We start from the raw sequence: 15311 nt of genomic DNA, 5'->3' as shown, positions 1-15311 counted from the left end.
CTTATAGAGCTAAATATAGTGCAAAAACAACAGTCAAAACAAAAATACCTGATTTTTGGCAAATAAAAAGCCCGCAGTGAAAACTGCGGGCTTCAGGAGGTGAATCTGCGGACAGATTCAGCAACGTGCAATAAAATTATGCAGGTTGAGTCTGGTTCATCAGCTCGGTAAAGGTAGTGGCTTTTTCAGTCACTTTCGCTTTAGACAACAGAGTTTCGACCGCTTGTTCTTCCAGCGCGACGTTACGCATGTTGTTCATCAGCTCTTTGTTTTTGCTGTAGAACTCAACAACTTCCTGTGGATCTTCGTACGCAGAAGCCATTTCTTCGATCAGCGCTTTAACGCGATCTTCGTCAGCTTTCAGTTCGTGCTGGCTGATCACTTCGCCCAGCAGCAGACCGACAACAACGCGACGTTTAGCTTGCTCTTCGAACAACTCGCGTGGCAATTCCAGCGCTTGTTTTTCGTTGCCACCAAAACGCTGTGCAGCCTGGCGACGCAGAACGTCAACTTCGCCGTCGATCAGTGCCGCTGGCACGTCGATTTCGTTAGCGCTGACCAGACCGTCGATTGCCTGAGTTTTGATGCGGTTACGAACAGCACCTTTCAGTTCACGTTCCATATTTTTACGCACTTCAGCACGCAGACCATCAACAGAACCATCAGCCACGCCGAAACGTTTGATGAATTCTGGGGTCAGTTCTGGCAGCTCACGCTCTTCAACTTTCTTCAGGGTAATAACGAACTTAGCCGCTTTACCTTTCAGATTTTCAGCGTGGTAATCTTCCGGGAAGTTCACGTCAATCGTGAATTCTTCACCGGCTTTGTGACCGACCAGACCTTCTTCGAAGCCTGGGATCATGCGGCCCTGGCCCATAGCCAGTACGAAATCAGAGGCTTTGCCGCCTTCGAAATCTTCGCCGTCGATAGAACCGGAGAAATCTACAGTAACGCGGTCTTCAGCGGTGACTGCTGCATCCGTTTCTTTCCAGTCAGCTTGTTGCTTACGCAGAGTTTCCAGCATGGTATCAACATCAGCGTCGTTAACTTCAACAACAGGTTTTTCAACTTCGATGTTTTCCAGATCTTTCAGCTCAACTTCCGGGTACACTTCGAATTCTACGGAGAAGTTGAAGTCTTCACCCTGCTTGTACTCACCCGGGATGTAGTTAGGTGCGCCAGCTGGATTGATTTTTTCTTTGATGATTGCATCAACAAAGTTGCGTTGCATCAGATCACCCAGTACGTCCTGACGTACTGACGCGCCATAACGCTGTTCGATGATGTGGCTTGGTACTTTGCCTTTACGGAAGCCGTCAATACGTACTTTTTTAGAGACGTTGATCAGTTCACTGCTCACTGCTTTTTCAATGCTTTCAGCAGGAACAGTAATCGTTACGCGGCGCCCAAGGCCTTGAGTGGTTTCAACAGAAACTTGCATCTTGTTACCTCAAAAAAAAATCACAGTGCTCGGTCAACTCCAGAAGTCGTTCTCAAGATGAGCGCAAACTTACCTTGAAAACGACTTCTAAGAACCGGGACAGTTCTGTATCAGAACGTAGCCCTGTATTCGAGAGCGTCCGAAACCATTCCGGAAAAATTAGACGCGACATTATAGCGACGCAGACGCATTGAGTCGAGGACGGTGTCTGTTGCACGGGAGGGAAACTCACACGGGAACTCGATCCTTCGAAAAATGCGGTCGATGCAGAGGCGAAAACTGCCCTTATCGTCTGCCGGTCGTAAGAAAAACAAAAACGGCCCGCGGGCCGTTTCATGAAATTCGCATCTACTAATACCGCATCTGACAAGGAAAGTTCCAGTGATACTGCGTCAAACGACGATATTTATGCCTTTTGTGAATCAGATCGCGACGATCAGGCCATTGTTCCGGCACCACGACACGGCGGCGATGCCGGAACCGTGTCCTGTAACCCTTCCCATTCTTTACGGGTGTAGGTGTGTAATGCCAGCGCATGGACGCTGCCTGCGAGTTCTTCGGTTAAGTGGCCATAAATAGCCCGGTGCCGCGCCAGAAAACGCTCTCCCAGGAATTTATCGGACACCATAACGACTTTAAAATGGCTTTCTGAGCCTGCCGGTACATTATGACGATAGCTTTCGTCAGTCACTTCCAGAAACGAGGGCTCGAATGCCTCAGCCAATTTTGCTTCTATTTGCTCACGAATCATCGCTATCTCCTTACACCGCATCAGCAGAGAACTGCGCCCGTCGGGTTCCCTTCAGTAACATTCCTTCACTTTCATTCCCTACCCTTAAAGAATAGGCTGTTTTCCGACGTCCACGTTAATCACATTAAAAAATTTATAAGAATGATTGATAAAAACGGCGCTCAGTCTGTCAAAGAAATCGCGGCTTCGCCACGCATGAAGTTCGTAATCCGCTTTCCTGATGAAAAAAAACGCTAAAAAATCGCTTTTCCAGATTGTTGGGACTTCCACCCGCAAATGGCAATGTTATGATGTCGGCATATTTTTGAGCACTATTCCCTTATAAATATTGAGAAAACACACATGTTAAAGAAAATCATTTTTCCCGTTCTGGCGATGCTGATGCTGGCAGGTTGCGCCACCAGCACCAACACGCTGGACGTGTCGCCGAAAATTGTTCTGCCTTCGCAGGATCCAACGCTTCAGGGCATCACCATCAGCATCAACGGCGCGGACCAGCGTCAGGATCAGGCACTGGCGAAAGTGAACCGTGACGGCCAGCTGATTTCCCTGACACCTTCCCGTGATCTGCGTTTCCTGTTGCAGGAATCTCTGGAAAAACAAATGACTGCCCGTGGTTACATGATCGGTGCTGACGGCGCAGTCGATCTGCAAATCGTGGTGAACAACCTGTATGCAGACGTGCAGGAAGGCAACCTGCGTTACAACATCACCACGAAAGCAGACATCTCCATCATTGCTACCGCGAAAAACGGCAGCAAGCAGGTGAAGAACTACCGCTCGACGTATAATGTTCAGGGTGCACTGTCAGCCACCAACGCTAAGATCACCAACGCGGTGAATACCACGCTGGGCGATGTCATCAGCGACATGGCGTCAGACACCAGCATCAGCGATTTCATCAAAGCTAACGCACGCTAAGCTTCGGTTTAATTCTGTGCAATCCATTCTGCCCGGCGAGTCCGGGCAGAATGCTTTATAAAGTCAGTGAATTTACTCCCCGATAATCATCCCTTCCTTTATTATGCCCATGCGCCACTCTTTCACCGGTTCGCAGGAACATACTTTTCATGATCAGTCAGTACTTTAAGATTTTCACACAGCGAAATACCCTCATTTTACTTCTGCTGGGCTTTGCCTCCGGTTTGCCACTGGCGCTGACCTCTGGCACCTTGCAGGCGTGGATGACGGTCGAGAATGTCGACCTGAAAACAATCGGTGTTTTTTCGCTGGTCGGGCAGGCGTACGTGTTCAAATTCCTGTGGTCGCCGATGATGGATCGCTACACGCCCTCTTTTCTCGGGCGTCGGCGCGGCTGGCTGGTACTGACGCAACTGCTGCTGGTGGTCGCCATTTTTGCGATGGGCTTTATGGATCCTTCAAGAGATCTCTTCTGGCTGGCGGCCCTGGCGGTTTTGATTGCTTTTGCCTCGGCATCTCAGGACATCGTCTTCGATGCCTATAAGACGGATTTATTGCCTGCGCAAGAGCGCGGAAACGGTGCGGCGGTGTCGGTGCTGGGCTACAGGCTGGCGATGCTGGTGTCCGGCGGGCTGGCATTATGGCTGGCCGATCGTTATCTCGGCTGGCAGCACATGTACTGGTTGATGGCCGCCCTGATGCTATGCGGCGTATTGGCTACGCTGATGGCGCCGGAGCCTGAAAATTCACAGCCCGCACCGCGCACCATGGAAATGGCCGTGGTGGCGCCGTTAAAAGACTTTTTTGGCCGTAACAATGCCTGGCTTATTTTACTGCTGATCGTGATGTACAAAATGGGCGATGCATTTGCAGGCAGCCTGAGTACCACGTTTTTGATCCGCGGCGTGGGATTTAACGCCGGAGAGGTCGGGCTTATTAACAAATCGCTGGGGCTTCTGGCGACAATCATCGGTGCCCTGTTAGGCGGAATGCTGATGCAGCGTCTGAGCCTGTTCCGCGCGCTGATGCTTTTTGGGATTTTGCAGGCCGTCTCGAATGCGGGTTACTGGATCCTCGCCGTCACAGATAAACATCTGTATTCAATGGGCGCGGCGATTTTCTTCGAAAATCTGTGCGGCGGCATGGGTACTGCGGCGTTCGTCGCCTTACTGATGACGTTGTGCAACCGCTCTTTCTCCGCCACGCAGTTTGCGCTACTTTCCGCTCTTTCTGCCGTGGGCCGTGTTTATGTCGGTCCGATTGCCGGCTGGTTTGTTGAAGCCTACGGCTGGCCGTGGTTTTACCTGTTCTCTATCGTGGCTGCCGTACCCGGCTTGCTGCTGCTGGCAGTCTGCCGCGACACGCTGGAATACACGCAAAAAACCGACAGTTTCCTGCCGCGGATCCATTTTGGCACGCCGTATCGCTGGGCGTTGCGTTGCATGATTGTTGGCAGTTCGCTGCTGGGTTTGTGGCTGATAACGCTGATATTCAACAGCCTCGGCTGGGCATCGTGGCCATCGCTGACGATACGGCTTCTGGAAACCGGCGCGCTGATCTGTCTGGTGGGGATTGTTCTTGGGAGCCTGCTCGATTTTCTCTCCCTGCGCCGCACTGCCCGGGCATGATTTTCCCGCCATTCATTTTCAAAATGAATGGCGGATTTGATTTAACAATCCATCTATAAATATTGCTCAACAATTTACCGCCAAAAAAAATAATATTCTCAGTTCTATTTTTTCCGTCACGCATTTCATGCTTTTTATTTCACTTGAAATCTACATTAATTTAACATTAATTAAACCTTATGGCCGGATAATCAGTGAGAATAATATTTACAAATTCCGTCACCCCTTGTTTTTCATCACTATAGAAAAAAATCTATACGCAACATATTGTTGCCCACTGTGAATTGTCACGATCCGTGACATGTGTGACTGCGTTAACATAAAGTGTCAACAGCGCTTTGACACTTGTTTAAGCGTGTTTACAGTCCTGCAACCTTCCCGTAAAATGCCCGCACACCTGAAGCGACAATAGAGCCCTAGTTATTGAGGTCGTTAGATGAGACTTAAGAAATACAATAAAAGTATTGGGATGTTGTCCTTATTTGCCTCCGCGTTAATGTTAAGCGGTTGCAATACGGCATTGATGGATCCCAAGGGAGCAATTGGACTTGAACAGAGAACGCTGATTTTGACGGCGATCGGTTTAATGCTGATCGTTGTTATTCCAGTTATTATCATGGCGTTTGCGTTTGCCTGGAAGTACCGTGCTTCCAATACAAAAGCAACCTACAGTCCTAACTGGTCACACTCCAACAAAATTGAAGCCGTCGTCTGGACTGTTCCAATTATTATCATTGCCATTCTGGCAACGATTACCTGGAAGACCACCCATGCGCTTGATCCGTTCAAGCCAATCGTATCTGACCAAAAACCGATGACGGTAGAAGTCGTTTCTCTGGACTGGAAATGGTTGTTCATTTATCCGGAACAGGGCATCGCCACTGTTAACGAACTGGTTATCCCGAAAGACGTGCCTGTTCAATTCAAAGTCACTTCAGACTCTGTCATGAACTCGTTCTTTATTCCTCAGTTAGGCGGACAGATTTACGCGATGGCTGGTATGCAGACTCAGTTGCATTTGATTGCAAATGAAGCCGGTACCTACAAAGGCATCTCGTCAAACTTCAGTGGCCGTGGTTTCTCTGGCATGAAGTTCAACACAATTGCGACCCCAACCCGTGGCGATTTCGACACCTGGGTAGCGAAAGTGAAAAGTGCACCGAACCAACTGGCAACCACTGATGACTTCAACAAACTGGCAGCACAGAGCATCGACAACCCGGTCGAATACTTCTCTGTAGCAAAACCGGGTCTGTTCAAAGAAATCATTGGCAAATACTCCATGCATGACATGAAGGCAGCGCCAGAAGGTCATACCATGCCAATGCCAGCCGGCAGTGACATGAAAGGCATGGATATGGGTGGACAGTCTCACGCAGCCGGAGCCGAGGAATAAACGATGTTCGGAAAATTAACGCTTGATTCGGTTCCGTATCATGAACCGATTATCATGGTCACCGTTGCCGCAATCATTTTGGGCGGTCTGGCAGTCGTTGCCGCGCTGACCTATTTCGGCAAGTGGAAGTACCTGTGGACCGAGTGGATCACCTCCGTCGACCACAAAAAATTAGGTATCATGTACATCATTCTGGCCTTCGTCATGCTGTTGCGTGGCTTTGCCGATGCCATCATGATGCGTAGCCAGCAGGTGCTCGCGTCTGCGGGAGAACCTGGCTTCCTGCCTCCTCACCACTACGACCAAATCTTTACCGCGCACGGCGTGATCATGATTTTCTTCATGGCGATGCCTTTCGTTATCGGTTTGATGAACGTAGTCGTTCCTTTACAGATCGGTGCGCGCGACGTTGCGTTCCCGTTCCTGAACAACGTCAGCTTCTGGTTCACCGCTGCCGCTGTGGTATTGATCAACATCTCTCTGGGTGTCGGTGAGTTCGCACAGACCGGTTGGTTGGCCTATCCGCCGTTGTCTGGTAAGGAATACAGTCCAGGCGTGGGGGTCGATTATTGGATATGGAGTCTACAGATATCCGGTATTGGTACCTTGCTGACCGGTGTTAACTTCTTTGCGACCATCCTGAAGATGCGCGCACCGGGTATGCCGCTGATGAAAATGCCGGTATTTACCTGGGCCGCACTGTGCACCAACGTGTTGATTATCGTGTCCTTCCCGATTCTGACCGTGACTGTTGCACTGCTGACGCTGGACCGTTATCTGGGCACCCATTTCTTCACGAATGATATGGGCGGCAACATGATGATGTACATCAACCTGATTTGGGCCTGGGGCCATCCGGAAGTGTACATTTTGGTTCTGCCAGTATTTGGTGTGTTCTCTGAAGTCACGGCAACATTCTCCAAAAAACGTCTGTTCGGTTACACCTCACTGGTATGGGCAACCATCGCCATCACCGTGTTGTCGTTCGTCGTTTGGTTGCACCACTTCTTCACCATGGGTTCAGGCGCTAACGTCAATGCCTTCTTCGGCATCATGACGATGATCATTTCCATCCCTACCGGGGTGAAAATCTTCAACTGGCTGTTCACCATGTACCAGGGTCGTATCACGCTGAATGCGGCGATGCTGTGGACCGTTGGCTTTATCGTCACCTTCTCTGTGGGCGGTATGACCGGCGTTCTGTTGGCGGTTCCGGGTGCTGACTTCGTGTTGCACAACAGCCTGTTCCTGATTGCTCACTTCCACAACGTTATCATCGGTGGTGTGGTATTCGGTTGCTTCGCAGGTCTGACTTACTGGTTCCCTAAATCCTTCGGCTTCACGCTGAATGAGAAATGGGGCGTGCGTTCATTCTGGTTCTGGATCATCGGTTTCTTCGTTGCATTCATGCCGCTGTACGTTCTGGGCTTCATGGGTATGACCCGTCGCGTCAGCCAGAATATCGATCCTGAGTTCCACACGCTGCTGGTTATTGCGGCATGCGGTGCGGCGCTGATTGCTATCGGTATCCTGTGCCAGCTGATCATGATCTTCGTTTCCGTTCGCGACCGCGACCAGAACCGTGATCTGACCGGTGACCCGTGGGATGCACGTACTCTGGAATGGTCAACCTCTTCTCCTCCTCCGTTCTATAACTTCGCTATCGTGCCGCAAATTCACGACCGCGATGAGTTCTGGGACATGAAAGAGAAAGGCAACGCGTACAAGCAACCTGCAAAATATGAACAAATTCATATGCCACGTAACAGCGGCGCAGGCTTCATCATCGCTATGTTGAGTCTGGTTTGCGGTTTCGCATTAATCTGGGATATCTGGTGGCTGGCAGCATTAAGCTTCCTGGCTCTGGTGGTTTCCTGGATTGTGAAAAGCTTCGACGAAGATGTTGATTACTACGTATCAGCTGAAGAAGTCGAACGTATTGAGAATCTACATCATGAACAAATCCGTAAAGCAGGTGTGAAACATGGCAACTGATACCCTGACTAACCACGACGCAGCCCATGCAGAGCATGGGCACCACGATGCGGGCGAGACCAAAGTCTTTGGCTTCTGGATCTACCTGATGAGTGACTGCGTACTGTTTGCGAGCTTGTTCGCAACTTACGCGGTACTGGTGCACGGGACTGCGGGTGGACCGACTGGTAAAGATATTTTTGAACTGCCGTTCGTTCTGGTAGAAACCTTCTTCCTGCTGTTCAGTAGTATTACTTACGGCATGGCGATGTTGGGCATGAACAAGGGCAGCGTCAAAGCGGTCAATGGTTGGTTGTTCCTGACCTTCCTGTTCGGTCTTGGCTTCATCTGCATGGAAGTTTACGAATTCCATCACCTGATCAAAGAAGGTTATGGCCCGGATCGCAGTGGTTTCCTGTCAGCCTTCTTTGCGCTGGTCGCCACCCACGGGATCCACGTAACCTGCGGTCTTATCTGGATCATCGTGATGATGGTACAGGTGAGCCGTCGTGGTCTGAACGCCGTTAACCAAACCCGTCTGATGTGTCTGAGCCTGTTCTGGCACTTCCTGGACGTTGTCTGGATCTGTGTATTCACCGTTGTTTATCTGATGGGGGTATTAGCATGAGTCATTCTGCCACTTCCCACGGCGGCGCAAGCCACGGCAGCGTGAAGTCATACCTGATTGGCTTCATCCTGTCAGTGATCCTGACGGTTATCCCGTTTGCCATGGTCATGAGCGATACTGCTTCGCATTCACTGATCATTGGCACCGTGGTTGCATCCGCGGTCATCCAGATCGTTGTCCATCTGGTGTTCTTCCTGCACTTAAGCACTGCATCGGAAGCGCGCTGGAATCTGGTGGCATTTCTGTTCACCGCTGTGATTATCTTTATCGTCGTTGTGGGCTCATTGTGGATTATGTATAACCTCAACCTCAATATGATGGTCAGTTAAAGAGCCGAGCTGCACGTGATGATTAAGCAATACCTGCAAGTAACGAAACCAGGAATTATTTTCGGCAACTTAATTTCTGTCATCGGGGGATTTCTCCTTGCTGCCAAAGGCAACATCGACTTCCCACTCTTTCTCGCCACTTTGGTGGGCGTTTCGCTGGTCGTCGCATCGGGTTGTGTATTTAACAACTTCATCGACCGCGACATCGACCGGATCATGGAAAGAACGAAGAACAGGGCCCTGGTAAAAGGACTTATTCCGCCGAAAACAACCCTGGTTTACGCCACTATTCTGGGTATTGTGGGCTTTGCGTTGTTGTATATCGGTGCCAACCCGCTGGCCATGTGGCTGGCGGTGATGGGCTTTGTGATTTATGTCGGCGTTTACAGCCTGTACATGAAACGCAATTCGGTCTACGGCACGTTGATTGGCAGCTTGTCTGGCGCGGCGCCACCGGTCATTGGTTACTGTGCCGTTTCCGGCCAGTTCGATACCGGTGCGTTGATCCTGCTTCTGATTTTCAGCTTGTGGCAGATGCCGCACTCGTACGCGATTGCCATCTTCCGCTTTAAAGATTATCAGGCTGCAGGCATCCCGGTTTTGCCGGTTGTCAAAGGCATTTCCGTCGCCAAGCATCATATTACCGTCTACATTCTGGCGTTTATGATTGCCACACTGATGCTGACCCTGAGCGGCTACGCAGGGTATAAGTACCTGATCGTCGCCGGTGCGGTGAGCGTCTGGTGGCTGGGCATGGCATTAAAAGGTTACAAAGCGGAGAACGATGTGGTCTGGGCGAGAAAGCTGTTTGGCTTCTCTATCATCACCATCATGTCGCTGAGTTTCATGATGTCTGTGGATTTCAGTTCAACACCGACGTCGATGTTAACCTACGTTTGGTAACATGAGCTGTTAGCCTGACGCGCTGTCATTCATTCCGATAATCAGCACACTGAAAGGCCAGTAGCGATACTGGCCTTTTCTTTTATTCTGACGGAAAGCAAACCCGTAATATCTGCTAAAGATCCATCGTTTTACCCTAACTCGCCAAAAGCACTACAATGCACGATTGTTATTTTGAGGTAGTAATGTGAACGATAACCAGATGACCCCGCAGGAAAGTCGGGCAACATGGGGACTAGGGACAGTTTTTTCTTTACGCATGCTTGGCATGTTCATGGTGTTACCCGTCCTGACCACCTACGGTATGGCGTTATCCGGTGCCAGCGAAACGCTGATCGGCATCGCAATCGGTATTTATGGTCTGGCACAAGCCGTATTCCAGATCCCGTTTGGGTTGATGTCTGACCGCGTTGGCCGTAAACCACTGATCGTCTTTGGTTTAATCATCTTCTGTATCGGCAGCATTGTGGCTGCTTCCACCGATTCTATCTGGGGCGTGATCATCGGTCGTGCCCTGCAAGGTTCCGGCGCCATCGCCGCCGCCGTGATGGCATTATTGTCAGATCTGACCCGCGAGCAGAACCGCACCAAAGCGATGGCGTTTATCGGCATCAGCTTCGGTGTGACCTTTGCGATTGCCATGGTACTCGGACCTGTCATCACACACGCCTGGGGCTTACACGCGTTATTCTGGGCGATCGCCGGTCTGACGCTGGTCGCCATCCTCATCACTGTCGCCGTAGTCCCCTCCCCTGCCACCCATATTCTGAACCGGGAATCGAGTATGGTGAAAGGCAGCTTCAGCAAAGTGCTCAACAACCCGAAACTGCTGAAACTGAATTTCGGTATTCTGTGTTTGCACATCCTGCTGATGTCGAGCTTCGTGGTATTACCGCAAGTGATGGAGCACGCTGGTTTCCCGCCGGCTGAACATTGGCGGGTGTATCTGGTCACCATGCTGACGTCGTTTGTTGCAGTGATCCCGGTGATTATTTATGCCGAGAAAAAGCGCCATATGAAGCAAGTCTTTATGGGCTGTGTGGCCGTATTGTTACTGGCTGAGCTGGTACTGTGGTCGGCGGGCCTGCATTTATGGGTCGTCATCGCGGGTATCCAGCTGTTCTTCCTGGCATTTAATGTCATGGAAGCCATTCTGCCCTCGCTTATCAGTAAAGAATCTCCGGCCGGGTATAAAGGTACGGCGATGGGGCTGTATTCCACCAGCCAGTTTATCGGCGTGGCGATTGGCGGGAGTTTAGGCGGATATGTTTATGGTAACGCCGGTGCCGACGCGGTCTTTCTGCTGTGTGCGGCTATTGCCGTGGTCTGGCTGCTGGTCAGCGCAACCATGACCGAGCCGCCGTATGTCAGCAGCCTGCGTATCACGCTTTCTGAGCTGGCCGTAAAAGACTCCGCCCTGCAGGCTCGCATTCTGGCCCAGCCAGGCGTAGCCGAGGCCGTTGTGGTCCCGGAAGAATTCAGCGCCTACGTGAAAGTCGATACCAAACAGACTAACCGTAAAGCGCTTGAACAACTGGTCAGCGCAGCCTGAGATCAAACGCTGTGCTAAAAAATGGCACAGCGTTTCATTTTCATCCCCCCTTGTGACTTTCCTCACTTAAAAATTTTCCTCAATCATTATCCTCAAGAATTCCTTAACAAAATTTTGTCAGTGATGACGGCTTTCGGGCCTTTTGAGGATCTCATGAAAACCTATGCTTTAGTTGGCACCGGCGGACGCTCGGGTTTATACATTGAAGCGATCACCGGTAAATACCGCCACAACGCAAAGTTTGTGGCCTTCTGTGACACCAATCAGACCCGCATGGACTATGCCAATCAGCAACTGGTGCAGAATGACATCGCGCCGGTTCCGACCTGGAAAGCCGCGGATTTTGGCGACATGCTCACGGAAACCAAACCTGACATCGTGATTGTCACCAGTATGGATCGCACCCATGATGATTATATTGTCCGCGCCCTGCATGCCGGTTGTGATGTGATCACCGAAAAGCCGATGACCATTGATGAAAATCGTGCGCTGCGCATTCTCGATGCCGTCGATGCCACCGGTTATCAGGTGCGGGTGGCGTTTAACTACCGCTACGCGCCGCATCACAGCAAAATCCGCGAACTGCTGATGCAGGACACCATCGGCGACGTGCTCTCTGTGCATTTCGAATGGCTGCTCAACACCGAACACGGCGCCGATTACTTCCGCCGCTGGCACCGTGACAAACGCAATTCCGGTGGCCTGCTGGTGCACAAATCTACGCATCACTTTGACCTGATGAATTTCTGGCTCAACAGTACGCCGGAGAAAGTCTATGCCCAGGGTGACCTGCGTTTTTACGGCAAAGAGAACGCTGAGAAGCGCGGCGTGACAGAATTTTATCCCCGCGCTCACGGCTATCCGCAGGCGCAGAACGATCCCTTTGCGCTGCACATGGAAGACAACGCCCAGCTCAAAGCACTGTATCTGGATGCTGAACATGAAGATCACTATTTCCGCGATCAGAGCGTGTTCAGTGACGGTATCAACATTGAAGATACATTGTCGGTGCTGGTGAAATATCAGAACAAAGTCCAGCTCACCTATGCGCTGAACGCGTATCTGCCATGGGAAGGTTTGAACGTGGTGTTTAACGGCACTCAGGGGCGCATCGAAATGAAAATCGTTGAGATGTCCTACGTCAATGCGGGCGGTAAACGCGAAAACGAAGGCAGTATCGAGAAGGCAGAAATCACCGTTTACCCGCTATTTGCTGAGCCGTGGAAGGCACAATTCCAGCTGGGAGAAGGCGGCCATGGCGGCGGCGATAATGCCATGCTGGAAGATCTGTTCGGCGAACGCAGAGAGGATCCGCTAAAGCGCGCTGCCGATCACCGTGCTGGTGCGATGTCGATCCTGACCGGGATAGCCGGAAACTTGTCGATGCAATATGACAAACCGATTTACTTCAAAGACTTCGAACTGGTGAAAAGACTGCGGCAGCGCAAGTAACTGATCATAAAAAAGGGACGCTTATCTCAAGCGTCCCTTTTTCATTTGCCCGGATAAAAAGGCTATTAATCTCTGAAGTTTTTAAACTGGAACGGTTGTCCGAGATCACCGTTGCGCACCAGCGCCATGACGGCCTGCAAGTCATCACGCGCTTTACCGGTGACACGCACTTCATCACCCTGAACCTGCGCCTGCACTTTAATCTTGCTGTCTTTAATCAGTTTGACGAGTTTCTTCGCCAGGGCGGATTCAATTCCGGAATGCAGTTTCGCTTCAACGCTGTACGTTTTACCGCTGTGCTCCATTTGCTCAGGAATTTCCAGCGCTCCGCCTTCAATGCCACGTTTGGCTAACTTCTCACGCAGAATATCGACCAGCTGGTTTACCTGAAAATCTGATTCGCTGGCGACTTTGATGCTCTCGTTTTTTTCATTGAGATCAAAGCTGGCAGGAATGTTGCGGAAATCCCAGCGGGTTTGCAGCTCACGGCTGGCATTTTCCACGGCGTTGCGCACTTCCTGCATGTCGATTTCGGAAACAATGTCAAAAGACGGCATAATCGCTTCTCCCTGTAGTTTTTTGTATTGCACGTTATATGGCGTGCATAATACCGCCTTCAACCGTCGATGCCAAACGACAGCACAGCACCGAACATAAAATGCCCCGATGGTCAAAAAGTGCAGGTGAAAATGTGATCTACAGCACGAATGTCTATACTAATAAGATAACCGGACAGCAGAATATTCTTTCAACAACCGATTACCACGGCGTATTTCGCCGCATCACCCAGGAGGCACAATGAAAATAACAGTATTAGGTTGCGGTGCACTGGGACAACTTTGGCTATCAGCGCTTTATCAGCAAGGTCACGACGTTCAGGGATGGATCCGCATTCCACAACCGTTCTGTGCCGTAAACGTCATTTCTCCTGATGGCACGGCGTTTAACCGCAATATGCCAACCAACGATCCGCAGCATCTGGCACAAAGCGAACTGCTGCTGGTAACGCTGAAAGCCTGGCAGGTTTCCGGCGCGGTCAGTGCGCTGATGCCGATGCTCAATGATAATTGTACCCTGCTGTTGTTGCATAACGGCATGGGGACAGTGGATGAATTGCCCGCCAATCGTTTTGCTATTTTACAGGGTGCCACCACGCATGCTGCCCGGCACGAAGGCAATGCGATTATGCACGTTGCAGCGGGAACGACGCACATCGGCCCGGTGACGCCGCGCGGTGCGGCGCTGAGTTCACTGGCAGATACGTTACATGACGCCCTGCCGGACGTTGCCTGGCACGATAATATCAGGCCATCACTGTGGAATAAGCTGGCAGTCAACTGCGTGATCAATCCGCTGACGGCGCTGCATGAATGCACCAACGGCGATTTGATCGGTTATCCTCAACAGATCGAGCAAATCTGTCAGGAAGTGGCGCAGGTCATGGCGATCGAAGGTTATGAGATCCACAGCGAGTCGTTACTCAGTTTTGTTTATCAGGTGATCGACACCACGGCGGCCAATCACTCCTCGATGTTGCAGGATATACAGCATCAGCGTCACACCGAAATTGATTACATTACCGGTTACGTGCTGCGCCGCGGTCGCAAACATGGGCTGAGCCTGCCTGTAAACACCCGGATATTTGAACACATTAAAAGAAAGGAAAACGACTATGAGCGCATCAGTTCTGGTCTGCCTGGCACCTGGTAGCGAAGAGATTGAAGCGGTAACCACCATTGATTTGCTGGTTCGTGCGGGAATTAACGTAACAACCGCCAGCGTGGCGGGCGACGGCAATCTGGAAATCCGCTGCTCACGCGGGGTAAGAATTTTGGCCGACGTTGCGCTGGTAGATGTCGCGGACGACGATTTTGACGCGATCGTTCTGCCGGGTGGCCTCGGTGGTGCCACCTGTTTCAGCGAAAGCCCGCTGCTGGTTGAGAAAGTTCGTCAGATGCACATCAGCGGAAACATTGTGGCAGCGATTTGCGCGGCGCCCGCGCTGGTTCTGGAATATCACGATCTGTTCCCGGTCGGCAATATGACCGGTTTCCCCGGTCTGCGGGATAAAATTGATCCGATAAAATGGTCAGACCGCCGGGTGATTTTCGATCCACGTGTCAATCTGCTAACCAGCCAGGGACCGGGCACATCGATGGAATTCGCCCTGAAGATTATCGATCTGCTGCTGGGGAAAACCAAAGCAGCTGAAATCGCCGCGCAGCTGGTGCTGTCACCGGGAATGTATAATTACACCGACGAAGGCGCACGGGAATCCTGATCGGATAGCGGCAAACAAAAAGGGGCTCAGCCATGCTGAACCCCTTTTTTACATC

At 51.0% G+C, this 15311-nt stretch carries 14 protein-coding genes; 11 read left to right on the top strand and 3 right to left on the bottom strand.

The window, feature by feature from the left end; translation table 11 throughout:
* Positions 1-136 precede the first annotated feature (136 nt).
* Positions 137-1441 (bottom strand): trigger factor, encoded by a 1305-nt coding sequence (gene tig, locus ACQZQY_RS10365; RefSeq protein WP_056771077.1) that lies wholly within the window; start codon positions 1439-1441, stop codon positions 137-139.
* 436 nt (positions 1442-1877) lie between these two features.
* The gene (gene bolA, locus ACQZQY_RS10360) at positions 1878-2192 is read right to left on the bottom strand and encodes a transcriptional regulator BolA (RefSeq protein ID WP_056771073.1); all 315 of its coding nucleotides are present in this window, start codon (positions 2190-2192) and stop codon (positions 1878-1880) included.
* A 342-nt stretch (positions 2193-2534) separates the two neighbouring features.
* Here bolA and ACQZQY_RS10355 point away from each other — a divergent pair, with 342 nt between their 5' ends.
* From ACQZQY_RS10355 to ACQZQY_RS10315, 9 genes are all read left to right on the top strand, one after another.
* Complete coding sequence (locus tag ACQZQY_RS10355) at positions 2535-3113, top strand: lipoprotein (protein WP_056771066.1); 579 nt, start codon at positions 2535-2537, stop codon at positions 3111-3113.
* Between the two features lie 149 nt (positions 3114-3262).
* Entirely contained in the window at positions 3263-4741 is a 1479-nt protein-coding gene (gene ampG / locus ACQZQY_RS10350) for a muropeptide MFS transporter AmpG (protein ID WP_431297056.1), read from the top strand.
* A 436-nt stretch (positions 4742-5177) separates the two neighbouring features.
* Positions 5178-6137, top strand: a complete 960-nt coding sequence (gene cyoA / locus ACQZQY_RS10345) for a cytochrome o ubiquinol oxidase subunit II (RefSeq protein ID WP_056771061.1) — start codon at positions 5178-5180, stop codon at positions 6135-6137.
* Between the two features lie 3 nt (positions 6138-6140).
* Positions 6141-8132 carry a cytochrome o ubiquinol oxidase subunit I gene (cyoB, locus tag ACQZQY_RS10340; RefSeq protein WP_056771058.1) on the top strand — a complete coding sequence of 664 codons (1992 nt, stop codon included), beginning with the start codon at positions 6141-6143 and terminating at the stop codon, positions 8130-8132.
* A complete protein-coding gene (locus ACQZQY_RS10335; protein WP_056771054.1) occupies positions 8122-8739 on the top strand; it encodes a cytochrome o ubiquinol oxidase subunit III in 618 nt (205 codons plus the stop codon). Before cyoB ends, ACQZQY_RS10335 begins: the two co-directional genes overlap by 11 nt.
* Positions 8736-9068 carry a cytochrome o ubiquinol oxidase subunit IV gene (locus ACQZQY_RS10330; RefSeq protein ID WP_056771051.1) on the top strand — a complete coding sequence of 111 codons (333 nt, stop codon included), beginning with the start codon at positions 8736-8738 and terminating at the stop codon, positions 9066-9068. The genes ACQZQY_RS10335 and ACQZQY_RS10330 overlap by 4 nt, the downstream gene beginning before the upstream one ends.
* Positions 9069-9086: 18 nt before the next feature.
* Positions 9087-9971: a heme o synthase gene (gene cyoE, locus ACQZQY_RS10325; protein WP_056771048.1), complete on the top strand. Its 885-nt coding sequence runs from the start codon at positions 9087-9089 to the stop codon at positions 9969-9971.
* Positions 9972-10158: 187 nt separating this feature from the next.
* Entirely contained in the window at positions 10159-11523 is a 1365-nt protein-coding gene (locus ACQZQY_RS10320) for an MFS transporter (protein WP_162997858.1), read from the top strand.
* 153 nt (positions 11524-11676) lie between these two features.
* Positions 11677-12975, top strand: a complete 1299-nt coding sequence (locus ACQZQY_RS10315) for a Gfo/Idh/MocA family protein (protein WP_056771979.1) — start codon at positions 11677-11679, stop codon at positions 12973-12975.
* A 65-nt stretch (positions 12976-13040) separates the two neighbouring features.
* Here the strand turns inward: ACQZQY_RS10315 and ACQZQY_RS10310 are convergent, their stop codons facing one another.
* Entirely contained in the window at positions 13041-13532 is a 492-nt protein-coding gene (locus tag ACQZQY_RS10310) for a YajQ family cyclic di-GMP-binding protein (RefSeq protein ID WP_056771041.1), read from the bottom strand.
* Between the two features lie 241 nt (positions 13533-13773).
* Here ACQZQY_RS10310 and panE point away from each other — a divergent pair, with 241 nt between their 5' ends.
* Positions 13774-14685 (top strand): 2-dehydropantoate 2-reductase, encoded by a 912-nt coding sequence (gene panE / locus ACQZQY_RS10305; RefSeq protein ID WP_056771038.1) that lies wholly within the window; start codon positions 13774-13776, stop codon positions 14683-14685.
* Complete coding sequence (gene yajL / locus ACQZQY_RS10300; RefSeq protein WP_414071487.1) at positions 14648-15256, top strand: protein deglycase YajL; 609 nt, start codon at positions 14648-14650, stop codon at positions 15254-15256. The genes panE and yajL overlap by 38 nt, the downstream gene beginning before the upstream one ends.
* Positions 15257-15311: the final 55 nt, after the last annotated feature.

Source organism: Rahnella sp. PAMC25559, from assembly GCF_050632365.1.
Classification (GTDB): Bacteria; Pseudomonadota; Gammaproteobacteria; order Enterobacterales; family Enterobacteriaceae; genus Rahnella; species Rahnella rivi.
Note: the sequence above shows the minus strand (reverse complement) of the source record. Positions and strands in the feature narration are given on the sequence as shown.

Bases quoted from the DNA above. Each gene is read 5' to 3' on its own strand.
- tig (WP_056771077.1), bottom strand. From the start codon at position 1,441: ATGCAAGTTTCTGTTGAAACCACTCAAGGCCTTGGGCGCCGCGTAACG.
- bolA (WP_056771073.1), bottom strand. From the start codon at position 2,192: ATGATTCGTGAGCAAATAGAAGCAAAATTGGCTGAGGCATTCGAGCCC.
- ACQZQY_RS10355 (WP_056771066.1), top strand. From the start codon at position 2,535: ATGTTAAAGAAAATCATTTTTCCCGTTCTGGCGATGCTGATGCTGGCA.
- ampG (WP_431297056.1), top strand. From the start codon at position 3,263: ATGATCAGTCAGTACTTTAAGATTTTCACACAGCGAAATACCCTCATT.
- cyoA (WP_056771061.1), top strand. From the start codon at position 5,178: ATGAGACTTAAGAAATACAATAAAAGTATTGGGATGTTGTCCTTATTT.
- cyoB (WP_056771058.1), top strand. From the start codon at position 6,141: ATGTTCGGAAAATTAACGCTTGATTCGGTTCCGTATCATGAACCGATT.
- ACQZQY_RS10335 (WP_056771054.1), top strand. From the start codon at position 8,122: ATGGCAACTGATACCCTGACTAACCACGACGCAGCCCATGCAGAGCAT.
- ACQZQY_RS10330 (WP_056771051.1), top strand. From the start codon at position 8,736: ATGAGTCATTCTGCCACTTCCCACGGCGGCGCAAGCCACGGCAGCGTG.
- cyoE (WP_056771048.1), top strand. From the start codon at position 9,087: ATGATTAAGCAATACCTGCAAGTAACGAAACCAGGAATTATTTTCGGC.
- ACQZQY_RS10315 (WP_056771979.1), top strand. From the start codon at position 11,677: ATGAAAACCTATGCTTTAGTTGGCACCGGCGGACGCTCGGGTTTATAC.
- ACQZQY_RS10310 (WP_056771041.1), bottom strand. From the start codon at position 13,532: ATGCCGTCTTTTGACATTGTTTCCGAAATCGACATGCAGGAAGTGCGC.
- panE (WP_056771038.1), top strand. From the start codon at position 13,774: ATGAAAATAACAGTATTAGGTTGCGGTGCACTGGGACAACTTTGGCTA.
- yajL (WP_414071487.1), top strand. From the start codon at position 14,648: ATGAGCGCATCAGTTCTGGTCTGCCTGGCACCTGGTAGCGAAGAGATT.